This window comes from Shewanella sp. ENK2 (assembly GCF_043568515.1).
In the GTDB taxonomy this organism is placed as follows: domain Bacteria; phylum Pseudomonadota; class Gammaproteobacteria; order Enterobacterales; family Shewanellaceae; genus Shewanella; species Shewanella japonica.
On sequence record NZ_CP171406.1, the window covers coordinates 4,200,443 to 4,215,867 of the forward strand.

Consider the following 15,425-nt stretch of genomic DNA (forward strand, 5'->3'; position numbering starts at 1 on the left):
ACTCAGTTGTCATCATTTACCAGACGCCTTTAATAAGGAATGTAACCGTATTAATTGGAGGCTGTTGGGGCAGCCTCCACAAGGTTAGCTATATAGCAAATGTGACTTCAGTTAAATCAGTGTCAACTTAGAAAATATACTGAACACTGCCACCGTAAAAGCGATTCCAATCACGTGGGTAGAACCCTTGACCGTAACCTTCTTGGTTGGTGTTTTGACGTGTAGTGTAAGCTTGGTCAAATAAGTTTTTCACGTATAAACTGAAACGTAAATTATCTTGGCCAAAGTTAAAGTACAGATCCCAAATACTTGATGATGGGTTAGCACTTTGGTTTAGTGCTAATTCATTAATTGATTGAGTATGTGCACCGTTATAACGCCAGTTAGCTTGTAAGCTACCGTTCCAACCAGTATTACCGAACTCGGTAGAGTATTTAAGCGTACTGAACAATTGCTGCTCGGCATTATTCGGGAATGAAAGACCGGTTTGATCGAAGCGTTGTAAACCAGTTACTGGATCTGTAGTACAACGATCTGCTAACTCTCCACCGTCACCAGCAGGACAGTTGATTGGTGTATCAGAAAAGTCTTCATAACGAGCATCAAAGATAGCGTAACTTGCTGTCCAACGAAGATCTTCGGTGATATCGACAATAGCATCGGCTTCAAAACCAGTAGAGCGTGCTTCATTCGCATTAACATAACCAGCAAACACAACGCCGTTTTCTTCGTCAATAACACGTGTTGCACGAACTTGATAATCTTCAACAGTCATATCAAAGTAGGTGATGTTAAATAACACATCATTATCGAAGAAGCCTGAACGTAAACCAACTTCAAAGTTAGTAGATTGTTCGGGTTTAGTTGGGAATTGATCTGCATCAGCTGGATTCGTATTCGTTGTTACAAAGTAAGATGCACCTTTGTAACCAGTCGAATAGTTGACGTAACCTCGGATAGAGCGAGTAAAGTCGTAACCGATAACTGCTTTATAGATAAAGGCATCATCTGAATCAGAAAACGTTGTTTTTTCAGTTTGACGTTTAATTAATGATGGGTCAGTTTGCGACATGGCTAATACATCGGCGTATGTATCCATTCCGATACCATCAGCAGGAGTGAACAAGTCTGTACGCTCAAATGTTGCTTCACCGTTTTCATGTAATGCTCGGAAACCAAAAGTTGCATCAAGCTGGTCAGTAATCTGATATTCAAATTGACCAAAAATTGCGTAGTTTTCGAAATTCGTTGTGAAGTTACCACCAGATAATAAACGCCCTGGGGTCAAGTCAGCCATCATGCTTTCATCGAATACTTGGCCTTCATACATACTTAAGAAGTTGCGGGTAGATTGACGGTCATAACAACCAGATAACTCTCCACCGTTAATAAAACCGAAGTTACCTGCAATACAGCCATCACGGTTTTCAGAACGTTGACCTTCAGTATTGTGGTAGAACAAACCGACAATCCAATCAAACTTTTCATTATCAAAAGAGCTTAAGCGTATTTCGTGTTGGCTCACATCGACAGATTCATTACCACCAAAGGCTGAGCGCTCTAATGGGAAGTTTAGAGTGAAGAATCCAGAGCTATTATATAAGTCAAAATCACGGTAGCTACCGTTATACGATAAGGTAAGATCGTCATTCAGATAATAGTCAGCTGCGATAGAAAAACCTAAATTTTCAGTAGAACCATAGTTCGCTTCTGGGTTACGTGCAGTAACTGGTTTTCCAACATCATCAAATGATTTAGATGAATTAATACGGTTGTAGGTTGTCCCTTCGATAGTACCGTCATCTTTCACGTTAATAATAGGTCTTGGCCCGTAATCTGGGTTTACAGGTCCAATTTGAGTCATAGAACAACAGTTGGTATCTGTTTCAGCATATTCTGCACGGAATAAAATATTAAAGTCTTCGCCGTCGTCATATAACAGTTGACCACGAAGTCCTGATTTATCTTGTTCACCGATTTTGTAGTCTTCATGACCTGGCATGGTATTGTCGATCCAACCATCAACTTCACTCCATTGTGCATTCATTCTGAATGCCCAATTATCACCAATCGGTACATTTACTACACCACTAACATCAATACCGTTATCTTGAGTGACTTCAGTTCGGATATTGCCGCCAACAGCATTCAAGTTAGGTTTTTTGGTGACATAATGCAGCATACCCGTCGAGGTATTTTGGCCGAATAGGGTACCTTGTGGACCACGTAAAGCTTCAACACGTTCGACATCAGCGACCGCGAGGTTAAGCATTGACTGTCGAGGTAAAACTTCACCATCAATGACTACTAAATTTGATGATTGCAAACCAATAGAGTTTGTGAATGTTCCAATACCACGTGATTTTAGTGTAGTTGTTCGGATTTCACTGCTTTCATCAATACCAAAACCTGGTAGGTATTTAACAAGATCAAAGCCATTTTGTACGCCTAACTCTTGAACTAAGTCGCCATCGAGTACTTCAATAGAAACAGGAACATCTTTTAATGCTTGTTCACGCTTTTGCGCGCTGACCATGATGACTTCAATATCTTTTGTTGAAGCGGCCTGTTCAGCATTATCCGTTCCATCCTGCGCATATAGATTGCTTGATGTGGCTGCAAAAGAACAACCAGCCAGCAATATTGCTTTGTGCAATTTACTATATTTCGGCATTTTCTTACTCCGTGTATTTATTATTTATGTCTCATTGCGGGAATGTGACTTCCCCCATACAAAATGAACCGAGTAAACGACGACTAACTGTTCACGATGTATTAAAACCTGCTTGTTGGTATATGTATAAAAAACAGGCAATACAGTTCATATGAAGTATTTAAACATGTGATGTTTAAATGTGCAACATGTTAAACTTTTGTTATTTTCACGGTCTATCGCATTGATTTTCTGTTATTTATTGGTGAAATTGTCCTTGCTTGTGGTATTTTTGTAAATAAAAAAATCAATTTATTGTGGTGATAAGAACCAAAAGCAAAGATTTCAAAAAGGATGGTTTATCAATAAAAGAGATAGAATTTAGGACAGGTTGTTGATGTCTTTTTACAGTAAACTCAATGATTAACGTTACTTTTCATTATCATGCGAAATCGATTTGCTGCTGTTAAATATTGCTAGTTGTTGGCTAACCTCGAAAACATTGTTTATAAATTTAAACATCATATGTTTATTAAATTACTATGTTTTAGTGTTAATTTAAGGTAGGTTAACAATATGTTGCGTCTTGGCTGAGTATATGAGGTCGCCAATCCTTTAACAGTGATGTCGGTATTAATGTCATGTTGTCTAAGCACGTTTTATATAGTCGCTGGGCATGTAGTTAGTCCTTATTAGTGTTTATGGCGTAAAGACCTTAGCTTGTAAGTCACGATTGTCAGCATGAAGTTGTAAATCATCGTGTATATGAAATGGAGTATTTTCTAAATGAAAGCATCAATAATAGGCAGTCTGGTATTGTTATCGAGTACCTTGTCTTTTAATACCTTTGCCGAAGAAGTCACTGAACAACCTAATATCATTTTAATCTTTGCCGATGATGCAGGTTATGGAGACTTTGGATTTCAGGGCAGTAAGGTTATGCAAACGCCACATTTGGATGATATTGCACAGCAAGGGGTTATTTTTGAGCAAGGTTATGTCAGCGATGCAACTTGCGGCCCTTCAAGAGCTGGGCTCATGACAGGTAAGTATCAACAACGATTTGGTTATGAAGAAATCAACGTGCCTGGCTTTATGAGTGATAACTCGGCTTTAGATGGTGCTGAAATGGGGTTGCCACTAGATCAATTAACCATGGCTGATTATCTTAAAAAGCAAGGTTATAAAACCGCTGTGTTTGGTAAATGGCATCTTGGTAGTGCAGATAGATTTCATCCATTAAATCGTGGTTTTGATGAGTTTTTAGGTTTCAGAGGTGGCGACCGCAGTTATTTTCCTTACCCTGACACTACACATAGTGATATCAATGACATTATGTACGATAAACAACTTGAAAAGGGCATGGGTAAGTTTGAAGAACGAGAAGGTTACTTAACTGATATTTTGGGTGATGCCGCGGCTGACTTCATTGAAAGAAACCAATCTGATCCTTTCTTTATTTACCTAGCATTTAATGCTGTGCACACTCCACTTGAGTCAAAGCCTGAAGATTTAAAGCAATTTCCTCATTTAACAGGAAAACATCAAGAACTCGCTGCTATGACATTAGCAATGGATCGTGCAACAGGTGTCGTCATGGATAAATTAGATGCATTGAATTTAACTGATAACACTATCGTTGTTTTCACGAATGATAATGGTGGGCCATCAGATAAGAATGCATCAAACAATGCCCCTTTAGCTGGCACAAAATCAAATCACTTAGAAGGCGGTATCCGTGTGCCATTTATTATGAGTTGGCCTGCGAAAATTAAAGAAAATCAGCGCTATACTTATCCTGTAAGCACAATCGACTTACTGCCTACTTTTGTCGCTGCGGCGGGTGGTTTAGATACTGTTACTGATACAGATGGTGTGGATTTAGTTCCGTACATTAATGGTGAAAATACTTCACGACCACATCCAGTCATGTACTGGAAAAAGGAAACCAGAGCCGTTATCCGTGACGAAGACTGGAAACTTATTCGTTATCCAGATAGACCTGCAGAGTTATACAATCTAGCATCTGACACAGGCGAGCAACACGATCTAGCAGCGAAACACCCAGAGCGTGTGAGAGCAATGTTTAAGTCATTATTCGATTGGGAGTTAACGCTTGAACGCCCAAGATGGTTATTAAAGCGTAAGTTTGAAAAATACGATTTAGACAGAATGGATAAATATCGTGAGCCTGCAACTCAATAAGTATAAAAACAAAATAATAAGCCGGTGAATACAAATGAAAATTGAATCAGTAGAAGCCTTGTTGGGCTGCGTTGGCGCAAGAAATCAGTTACTTGTTAAAGTCGTGACTGAATGCGGCATCGTTGGGTGGGGCGAATCAGGTTTATCCAATCGTGAACATGCAGTGATGGGAGCTGTTAAACACTTTGCGTCTTTCCTTAAAGGTAAGGACGCACGACAAATTGGCCGTATTTGGCAAGAATTATACCGCAGCCATTACTTCGAAGGTGGCCGTGTTGTCACCGCTGCCATCTCTGCAATTGATATCGCCTTGTATGACATACTGGGTAAAAAGTTAAATGTACCTGTATATCAATTACTCGGTGGCAAACAGCGTGACACTATTCCTTGTTTTGCTTGCTGTTACACAGAGGCTGATCCCGATAAACTTGACGAACTTGCCAAAGAGGCCTTGGCCTTAGTTGAGTTAGGTTGGACGACCATTCGAGTGATACCGAGTCGTTTTGATGATCCTGTTTACTTTGAACCACAAGAGTCTATCACTCGCACAGCTCGCTGTTTAAATGACTTACGTAAAATATTGGGGCCAGATATTACCTTAGGTATTGATTATCATCATAGGTTGAGCGTGGCTGAAACCGCCTCATTTTGTCAGCGATTAGCGCCAGACACCTTAGATTTTATTGAAGAGCCTATTCGTCACGAATCACCTGATGCGTACAAAACTTTAAGAACCATGACAAACATTCCATTTGCTATCGGCGAAGAATTTAGCTCTAAATGGGCCGCCAAACCTTATATTGAGCAAGGTTTGACGCAATATTTACGTGTGGATGTGTGTAATATTGGTGGTCTCACTGAGGCGATGAAGGTTTCAGGCTGGGCAGAAGCGCATTATATTGATGTCATGCCTCATAACCCCCTAGGGCCAGTTTGTACTGCTGCAACCAACCATTTTGCAGCCGCTTTACCTAACTTTAGTTTAATGGAAACCCACCAAGGGCCATTCAGTCCATTTGGAGCGCATGATAAGGCACTATTTCCTGTGCAGCATACTTTATCTGGCCCTCAATTTACGGTACCTGAATTACCCGGTTTAGGTGTCGAAGTGAATGAAGCCGCGTTTAGAAAAGCGACGCCGATTGAAGTTGAAGCGCCGCATTTAAGCAAACGTGATGGTTCACATACCAATTGGTAGTTTGACTAGGGACTGATTGAATGCAGCAAAATAACAGCATGTGTTACAAGGGATGTTATGAGTAAGCTTTTTGATGCAAGAATTAACTATGTTGGTGAAAGCCCGTTGTGGCATCCACTTACGCAAACGCTTTATTGGGTTGATTTTCCCAATAAATTAATCAGAGGTAAGAGTGCTACACAAACTGTGGAATATCAGTTAGCCGAAATGGCTACGGCCATGAGGCTGGATTGATGAAGCCCATTTATTAATTGCGACAGAAACAGGCTTATATCAGTTTCACTTATTAACTCAAAAAACAGTGTTAATTATTAATGTAGAACATACATTAACAACGAATCGCAGTAATGATGGAAGAGCAGATCCCTGGGGCGGCTTTTGGATCGGCACCATGGATAATGAGGCAACTCTCAATAAAGGCAGTTTTTATCGTTACTATCAAGGTGAGCTGACTCAATATATTTCAGAACTGACTATTCCTAATGGGATGTGCTTTGATAAGTCTCGTTGCCGGGCATATTACGCAGATTCACAGTCGCAGAAAATGTTTTGTCTTGAACTAGACCCTGAAAATGGTGCACCGCTAGCGGGCGTTAAGCCGACGTTATTTGCAGATTTTTCTTCAACAAAATTTTCACCCGACGGGGCTGTTGTTGATGCAAGTGGCAATGTGTGGATAGCACTATGGGATGGCGCTTGTGTGGTGTGTATTTCACCATCAGGTGAAGAGTTATCACGCATTGATGTGGGGACTCTGCGGCCAACTTGTCCTGGTTTCGGAGGCGCTAATGCCCATCAACTTTATACGACGACAGCGCAATGTGGACTTGAACAAGAGCCTGTATTACCGCATGAACATGGCACAACACTGTTAGTCTCTGAGCAGATTAAGGGCGTATATGAGCCAGCTGTGATCATAGCTTAGATTATTGTTGTTTTATCATTGAACGGAGTCACTGACTCCGTTTTTTTATCTCGTCATTCTCATCCAGGATGAATTCCTTCATCTCTGAGTAAATCCGGACTTTCAAAGCTCAGGAATAATTTTATTAACATTCCCATAAACATATTGCCTATTGAAACATCATATGTTTAAATCTTGTTAATAAATTATAACTAAACCCTCTTATCAGTAAATTGTACCTTGGTGAAACTCAAGTGAATTTACCAGGCATAAGCAAGGTTAACAGACTGCAAAAAACTGGGGATTTCACCGTGATAGAGACATCAACCGCAGACAACGCTATAACAAAAACGAATAAACATATTCAAGCCATTAAATTTTCGATGATTGCCGCTTTCGGTGGATTTGTATTTGGACTTGATGCTGCAAATATTTCTGGCGCACTTCGTTATGTGAGTTCTCAATTTGAGTTGACCAGTCTGCAAACGGGCAATGTTGTGGGCTGTGCGATTGTTGGGGTTATTCTAGCGTTATTTTTTACAGGCAGTTTATGTCAACGTTTTGGGCGTAAAAAGGTGCTGATTGGGATTTCGCTTACGTATTCACTATCAACAGTTATATCAGCATTTGCAGTAAGTTATGAAATGTTGGTGGTAGGCCGATTTATCGGTGGGGTTGCTTTTGCCTCCATCACAGTGTCCGCCATGTATATCGGCGAAATAGCACCAGCTAAACAGCGTGGTCAGTTTGTGTCGGTCAATCAGTTATTAATTACCTTAGGCAGCCTTTGTGCATTTATTATTAATTATTTCCTTGTAAAATCAATTGGAAACATTGAATCATTAACAGATGAAAATATTTGGCGATTAATGCTAGGTTTCGAAATTATTCCTAACATCATATGGTTCTCACTATTATTGACCATCCCAGAGTCTCCTCGGTGGTTAATCAGTAAACAACGTGATCAAGAAGCCCAAACAGTCTTTGAAAGAATTACTGAGCAGGGTGAAGTTGCCCCTTTGATGGCTGAGATTAAACAAACTGTTAAGCAAGACAGTAGCCAGTCAGTGATGCAGCAACTTAAATTATTATTCAGTAAGCCAATGCGGTTCTTAGTGTTAATAGCCGTGTGTTATGCGGTGGTTCAAGGGGCAACGGGTATGAATGCGGTGCTATTTTATGCGCCTACCGTATTTGAACAAATAGGCATGAGTGTTGAAAACACCTTTTTGCAGACCATCGTATTAGGTAGTGTGTCGGTGTTGTTTACCTTAGTGGCTATTTTTACCGTTGAAAAACTGGGTCGAAAAGCGCTGACCGTGATTGGCTTGTTGTTAATTACCTTAGCCCATGTCTCTATTTGGTATGGTTTTGATAATGCAAGCTACGTGATTAACCAACCTGTGATTGAAAAGGTTGCAGAGCAGCAAGTTGATGCCGATAAATTGTTACCGTTTTTAGGTAAACATTACCAAACAGACGTTGAGCTTAAAGCTGACTTAGCGAGTGTATATACCAAAAAAGAGTTGCCGTTAGTGAGTGGCGCTGTGATTAACGCATCAATTAATATTAATCCAGCTTTTGTATTGTTCGGTTTATTTGCATTTCTCGCTGCTTTTAACATGTCAATTGGCCCGATCATGTGGGTCATATTTTCAGAAATTTTCTCCAGTCGAGTACGGAGTGTCGCTTTACCTTTCGCAGCATTAGTGCAAAGTATATCAAGTTGGAGTATTCAGCAGTTTTTCCCTTGGCAATTAGAAAATATGGGCGCTGCCAATACGTTTTTGTATTATGGTGGCGTGGCATTTGTTGGCTGCATTGTAATGTGGTTAATCTTGCCAGAAACAAAAGGTAAAACGATTGAAGCGATTGAACGAGACTTGGTCACTGCAAAATAGTGGCAAAGAAATGAGCTACATTAATCCTAAAACTGGCTCATACAAGAAATATCAATAACACAAAACAATAATAGAGATAACTATGTCTGAACGTTTATTAGGTGAAGTTGCGATTGTTACAGGCGGCGCAGATGGTATTGGAGCTGCTATTGCACAAGAGTTTTGCCTGCAAGGTGCTAAAGTGTGTATTGCTGATAGGAACGAAGCACTAGGTATGCAAGTGGCAAGTCAACTTGTTGCTCAAGGATTTGATGCCACTTTTTTTGCCGTGGATATCTCAGATGAAACATTAGTCAATGCCATGGTTGCTCATACAGTCGCAGAGTTAGGTGAGCCAAGCATACTCATCAATAATGCTGCATTAATAAGTCCAGGCAATGATATAGATGCTGTGGGCGTAGATGCGTGGAAAAAAGTTTTTCAGTTAACGTGGATGGAATGTGGTTTTGCAGTAAAGCCGTGTACCCATACATGAAAAAGCATCAACGAGGTAGCATAGTCAATGTGGGCTCGGTTCATTCTTTTAAAATTGTACCGGGTTACTTTCCTTACGCAGTGACAAAGCATGCCGTTATCGGGTTAACAAGAAATATGGCGGTTGAGTTTGCCCAATTTAATATCCGCGTAAATGCGTTATGTCCAGGTATGATTGAGACGCCTATGGCATTCAAGTCATGGGATAACACCGATGACCCACAAGGCTCACGTAAAGCAATGGGCGATGTACATCCATTGAAACGTAATGGCACGACTGCTGAAATTGCCAAGCCTGCATTGTTTTTAGCCTCAGACGATTCAAGTTTTATGACTGGCCAAAGCTTAGTTGTTGACGGTGGACGTTCTGTTATTTATCACGATTAATTATCATTGATGTTGTCGCTGACTCGTTCTTTCGTAAAGGCTTTATCAGGCAAGAAAGAAACCAATATTGAAGTGATTACCTTAGCTAATGCACGTGTATCTATGAGCATTGTACCTGAATTAGGGGCTAAGATTATCTCGTTAAAGTCGTTAACGAATCAATATGAATGGCTGCAGCAGTCACCTTATTCCAAGATGTCAGTGCCAGAATATGGCGACTCCTTTATTAATGGATTCGATACGGGAGGTTGGGATGAATGCTTTCCAAGTATTAAGCAAGATATTTACTCAGCAGAAGGTTATAAGGATTTAGCGCTGCCAGATCACGGTGAACTATGGTGCTTACCTTGGAAGATTACTAAAATCATCGAAACTGATAACTTTGTGACATTGTCTTTATGTTGCCAAGGTAGGCAGCTGCCATATCAATTTACTCGCAGTATTACTTTACATAAAGACAGTCATGAATTTGTTATTCACTATCAACTGGTCAATCTTGGTCTTAATCCACTGCCTTATATGTGGTCAATGCATCCAATATTTGCTGCGCAACCTGGCATGCAAATACAACTTAGTGACAACGTAAAACAATTTTATACAGATAATGGCTTTAATCGTTTTTTTAATCATTCAGAGTCTGTAATTCATTGGCCATACTCTTACGCTCCTTCCAATATCGATAGCCTAATTGAAAATCATACCTTTAAAGAAGGTGCTCAGGCTTTAAATCAGCCCTTCGCGAGTCAGTCCTGCGATAATCAGCGATATTCTCAATATTGTTGTTTATCTTACGTGATGGACAAACAAAGCCATTTTGCATCAAAGCTCTTTAGTAAGCCCATGAATAACAATGCTCAAAATAACTTGATCACAGTTGCACTGACTCGTGAGAACGGTGCGCAGCGCTGTGGCTTTTCGTATTATTCAGATGAAGTGAGTCATGTTGGTCTTTGGCTCAATTATCAAGGATGGTCAGGAAGTGCATTAACGCCAGCCTATGTTGTTGGGCTGGAGCCCTGTATAGGCGGGCATGACTCACTGCAACAGGCCATGACTAAAAATGAATATGCGCAGGTTCCTGCGAGCGGCAAGCACAGCTGGAGTGTTAGCTGTTTTATTGAATAACTGTCTGAATTAACCAATCTTGCTTTAAAACCCATGTCGAGGGTAAAAACATTTTTTTAACAATTTTAACAGAATCTCTGCCGATAGGATTGTTATTTTAAACATCATATGTTTAAATAGTTACTATGTTATGTGGTTGTGAATTTTTACTTGTGATGAGACCTATTAATAGGTGACTTAGCTTTGCGCTAACTAGGCAAGCAGTTAACAACGAGTAATGTTTTAGAATGATACAAATGGAGCTGTACTAATGCTTTATAAAAAACTTTATATCGGTGGCGAGCTTGTTACAAGCAATGTAACGACAGATGTTGTTAATCCAGCAACATTGCAACCTGTAGGCAGTATCGCCGCTGCAGATATTCCACATGCTGAGCAAGCATTAGTGGCAGCACAAAATGCATTTCCGATTTGGTCGAAAACATCGATTAAAGAGCGTACTGATTGGATGTTTAAACTCCGTGATGCGGTAGTAGAAAATGAGCAGCATTTACGAGATTGTATTCAGCTAGAAATGGCAAAGCCTTGGTCATCAACGAAAGATGATTTCCAAATGTTAGTCGATAGTTTAGAGTTTTATGCTGATGCGATGTTAACCATGGAGCAAGAGCCGCTCGAAGACAAAGAGGGCACCCATTCACATGAGTTAAGACGTGAACCGTTAGGGGTTGCTGCCGCTTTTTTAGCTTGGAACTTTCCTTTACTTAATTTGGCTTACAAAATAGGTCCTGCGATGGCTGCAGGCTGTCCCATTGTCATTAAACCATCGGTAAAAACACCATTATCAGCTTATGCAGTAGGTGAACTTTGCGCTCAAATTGGTTTGCCTGCAGGTGTTGTCAACATCATATCGGGTCCTGATCATAAAGTCGGTGATGCTATTTCATCATCCACTATTCCAGCACTTTTAACATTAATCGGTTCAACGAATGTAGGTAAACATGTTATTGGAACCGGTGCGACATCGATCAAACGATATTCAATGGAACTAGGTGGTAATGCGCCCGCTATTGTGTTTGCAGATGCAGATTTAAATACTGCTGCTGATGTCATAAGTGGCGTTAAATTCAGTAATGCGGGTCAAATTTGTGTAACACCAAACCGCGTATTTGTGGATGAAACGATCGCTGCACAATTTATCGACATGCTACTGACTAAAGCAAGCAATGTTAAGGTCGGCTTCGATAAAAATGCAGACATCGATATGGGACCTTTAATGGATGAGGCTTCTTGGATTCGCATTGATAATCTCGTTAAGGATGCAATCAATCAAGGTGCAACACTACTCACAGGTGGCGGAAAGCCAAAAGGATTACAGACAGGCTACTACTATAGCCCAACCATTTTAACGGGTGTCACACCAGAGATGGCGATATATCAGGAAGAAATCTTCGGTCCTGTTATTTGTATTGCAACCTTCTCAAACGATGAGGCTGTGCTAGCTGATGCTAATGATACTGATGCGGGCTTAACCTCATATATTTTCACCCAAGATGAAACCAGAATCGCCCATTTTTCGAGTGAACTGAGGTTTGCCGAAGTGCAAGTTAACGGCATTAAATATGCGATTAATCTGCCGCACTTTGGGATCAAGCAGTCAGGAGTTGGGGTAGATTGTTCGTTGCTAGCGCTCGACGATTACCTTAGCTACAAACGTATTTCACGTGCTCTTTAATCAGTATCTAGGATAGTTATTCATGAAAATTATTGAAATAAAAAGTCACGTACTGCAATACGATCTTGAAGAAGAATTGGGTTACTCACAGCAATATTACGCCCAAAGAACAACCCACCTTGTTGAAGTTATAACAGATGCTGGGATTACAGGTTGGGGTGAATGTTTTGGTGGCGGCGGGATCGCTTTTGCAAACAAAACCATAGTCGAGAAAGTTATCCAACCAATGATCTTGGGGATGGATCCATTAGACAGAGAAGTGATTTGGCACAAAGTCTATAACTTGATGCGAGATCATGGTCAGAAAGGGATGCCAATCCAATCCTTATCAGGTGTCGATATTGCCTTGTGGGACATTGCAGGAAAATTCCACAATCAACCCGTTTATAAGCTACTTGGCGGTGCGTTTAGAGAACGTATCCCTGCTTATGGTTATGGGATGATGTTACAGCGCTACGATGATCTGGAAGCTCGATTTACTGATGAAAGTGCAAGAATAAAAGCGATGGGCTTTAACGCAACCAAGATGAAAATTGGATTAAGCCCTGAGCGCGATATTAAATTAGTCGAAGCGGTACGAAAAGGCATTGGCGATGACATGCGTTTAATGGTTGATGCTAATCATGCTTACACCGCAAGAGAGGCTATCCCGCTAGGTCGTGAGTTACAAAACCTCGGCGTTTATTGGTTTGAAGAACCTGTGGCACCAGAAGATAAACAAGGGTATCGCGATTTATGTGAAGCCTTAGATATAACTATTGCTGGTGGCGAAGCTGAGTTTACTCGTTGGGGCTTTAGAGATCTCATTGAAAATCGCTGCGTTGACTTATTACAGCCAGAAGTCTGTGCACTCGGTGGCATTACTGAGTATCAAAAAGTGCTCGCAATGGCGCACGCACATTTTATTCCAGTGATTAACCATGTTTGGGGCTCTGCCATTGCGGTAGGCACAAACTTACACCTTTTGGCTGCATTACCCGATTTGCCTGGTGCAGCCCATCCAGTTCAACCTATGCTCGAATATGACACAACGCCAAATAGATTTCGTGAAGACTTGTTAAAAGAGCCATTAAACATTCTTAAACAAGTTAAGGAAAATCAAGGAAGTGTTGCTTTACCTCAAGGTCCTGGGATCGGAGTCGAGCCAGATCCTGACTTTATTAAGCATTACGAAGTCTCTTAATAGTATATCGAGAACATTCTCATGATAGAAAAATCATCATCTCAACCTGCGTTAATCGCGGTTGACTGGGGAAGTAGTAACTTTAGATCCTTCTTATTGGATCAACGGGGTCAAATATTATCTGAAGTAAGCGCAGCAAAAGGCATGCTTAATTTAGAAATAGAGCAATTCGAATCAACTTTATTACAACAGATAAGTCCTTGGATAAATGATCAAGGCAAAACGGAAAACAGTTCAAATACCAAAAGCCGCTTGCCAATACTGATGGCCGGAATGGTTGGCAGTGCGCAAGGCTGGAGTGATGCAGGTTATATCAGCTGTCCAGCAGATGCCATGCAAGCGGCTGAACAGTTACATAAAGTGACTAATCAAGCGCAACTTAATATTCACATTGTGCCAGGAGTAAAGTGCCAAACGAGTAATTTACAACCCGATGTCATGCGCGGTGAAGAAGTACAGGCATTTGGCGCAGTGGCTTTATTGGAACAAGAGTTAGGCTTATTAAATAACGCACAACTTGAAAAACTGGTGTTTTGTTTACCTGGTACACACTCAAAGTGGATCAGAATGGCAAAAAGTGATGCGGGTGACGCATTAATTGATGATTTATCTACGCATATGACTGGTGAGGTTTATAACCTGATTGTTGAACATAGCATTTTAGGTAAAGGTCTAGCTAACACCAATAACGAAATGGCTTTTGATATTGCGAGCTTCTTGCAAGGCGTTCATACCAGTCAGCGTGAAGGTGGATTATTACATCATTTATTTAGCGCCAGAACATTAAGGTTAGAACAGCGCTTAACTGAATCAGATGTCAAAAGTTATATTTCTGGTGTACTCATTGGGGCAGAACTCAATGAAGTACTGACATCATCGCCTAATCTTGAACATATTTATCTTATTGGTGGTTCACAACTTAATTATTTATACAGCGAAGCATTAAAAGAATTGGGGTATTTATCAACGACGGTTAGTAGTTCGAAAGCGTCTGCCGTTGGCATGTTAAATATTGCAAAACAAGCAAAACTTGTAACATCAAAGGACATAGGATAATGACTATTTCATTAACAGATGCATTAAAAGAATTACCTTTAGTGGCAATTTTACGTGGCGTGACTCCTGAAGAAGTGATCGCTATAGCTGATGTACTTGTAGCAGCAGGATATCGTGTAATTGAAGTGCCACTGAATTCTCCTAATCCTTATGAAAGCATCAAACGCTTGAGTGAAAAGTATGGTGACTCTGTTGTAATAGGTGCAGGGACGGTAGTATCGAAGGAGCAGGTTGATTTAGTCAAAGAGGCGGGGGGAGAATTATTATATCGCCTCATGTAGATATCGACATTATTCAATACAGTAAAAAGCTGTCTTTATATAGCGTTCCAGGCTTCTTAAACCCGACTGAAGCTTACGCCGCAATTAATGCAGGTGCAGATTCATTAAAGTTATTTCCTGCTGATACAGTTGGTCCTAAAGGATTAAAAGCGATGTCAGTTGTGCTACCAAAAGAGATGCCGATTTTACCGGTAGGTGGCGTATCCCCAAGTACAATGAAAGCGTTTTTAGATGCTGGAGCCAGTGGTTTTGGTTTAGGTAGCGGGTTATACAAAGCGGGCATGTCAGTTGAGCAAACGAAGCAAAATGCATTGTCTTATGTTGAGGGATATCAAGCCGCCGTTAGCATTCATTAAGTTATAAATTGCTAAATTAATTACCTT

General features: G+C 40.6%; 10 protein-coding genes and 2 pseudogenes. 11 read left to right on the top strand and 1 reads right to left on the bottom strand.

The genetic code is table 11. The features are described 5' to 3' along the window. Positions 1-127: 127 nt before the first annotated feature. Complete coding sequence (locus ACGEDC_RS18355) at positions 128-2,674, bottom strand: TonB-dependent receptor (protein ID WP_055024034.1); 2,547 nt, start codon at positions 2,672-2,674, stop codon at positions 128-130. A gap of 765 nt (positions 2,675-3,439) precedes the next feature. Here ACGEDC_RS18355 and ACGEDC_RS18360 point away from each other — a divergent pair. From ACGEDC_RS18360 to ACGEDC_RS18410, 11 genes and pseudogenes are all read left to right on the top strand, one after another. After that, the gene (locus ACGEDC_RS18360) at positions 3,440-4,858 is read left to right on the top strand and encodes a sulfatase-like hydrolase/transferase (protein WP_394494948.1); all 1,419 of its coding nucleotides are present in this window, start codon (positions 3,440-3,442) and stop codon (positions 4,856-4,858) included. Positions 4,859-4,892: 34 nt separating this feature from the next. Beyond that, complete coding sequence (locus ACGEDC_RS18365; protein WP_394494950.1) at positions 4,893-6,056, top strand: mandelate racemase/muconate lactonizing enzyme family protein; 1,164 nt, start codon at positions 4,893-4,895, stop codon at positions 6,054-6,056. A gap of 57 nt (positions 6,057-6,113) precedes the next feature. Further along, on the top strand, positions 6,114-6,290 hold the full coding sequence (locus ACGEDC_RS18370; protein WP_394494952.1) for a hypothetical protein: 177 nt from the start codon (positions 6,114-6,116) through the stop codon (positions 6,288-6,290). Beyond that, positions 6,286-6,981 carry an SMP-30/gluconolactonase/LRE family protein gene (locus ACGEDC_RS18375; RefSeq protein ID WP_394498400.1) on the top strand — a complete coding sequence of 232 codons (696 nt, stop codon included), beginning with the start codon at positions 6,286-6,288 and terminating at the stop codon, positions 6,979-6,981. Before ACGEDC_RS18370 ends, ACGEDC_RS18375 begins: the two co-directional genes overlap by 5 nt. Before the next feature lie 290 nt (positions 6,982-7,271). Further along, on the top strand, positions 7,272-8,861 hold the full coding sequence (locus tag ACGEDC_RS18380) for an MFS transporter (RefSeq protein ID WP_394494954.1): 1,590 nt from the start codon (positions 7,272-7,274) through the stop codon (positions 8,859-8,861). Between the two features lie 82 nt (positions 8,862-8,943). After that, a pseudogene (locus ACGEDC_RS18385) lies at positions 8,944-9,722 on the top strand (SDR family NAD(P)-dependent oxidoreductase). Positions 9,723-9,731: 9 nt separating this feature from the next. Then, positions 9,732-10,847, top strand: a complete 1,116-nt coding sequence (locus tag ACGEDC_RS18390) for a hypothetical protein (protein ID WP_394498402.1) — start codon at positions 9,732-9,734, stop codon at positions 10,845-10,847. Positions 10,848-11,097: 250 nt separating this feature from the next. Further along, positions 11,098-12,522, top strand: coding sequence for an aldehyde dehydrogenase family protein (locus ACGEDC_RS18395; RefSeq protein WP_394494956.1), 1,425 nt, complete (start codon positions 11,098-11,100; stop codon positions 12,520-12,522). A 22-nt stretch (positions 12,523-12,544) separates the two neighbouring features. Further along, positions 12,545-13,705 carry a mandelate racemase/muconate lactonizing enzyme family protein gene (locus ACGEDC_RS18400; protein WP_394494959.1) on the top strand — a complete coding sequence of 387 codons (1,161 nt, stop codon included), beginning with the start codon at positions 12,545-12,547 and terminating at the stop codon, positions 13,703-13,705. 21 nt (positions 13,706-13,726) lie between these two features. Next, the gene (locus tag ACGEDC_RS18405; protein WP_394494961.1) at positions 13,727-14,761 is read left to right on the top strand and encodes a 2-dehydro-3-deoxygalactonokinase; all 1,035 of its coding nucleotides are present in this window, start codon (positions 13,727-13,729) and stop codon (positions 14,759-14,761) included. After that, a pseudogene (locus ACGEDC_RS18410) lies at positions 14,761-15,398 on the top strand (2-dehydro-3-deoxy-6-phosphogalactonate aldolase). Before ACGEDC_RS18405 ends, ACGEDC_RS18410 begins: the two are co-directional and overlap by 1 nt. Positions 15,399-15,425 lie beyond the last annotated feature (27 nt).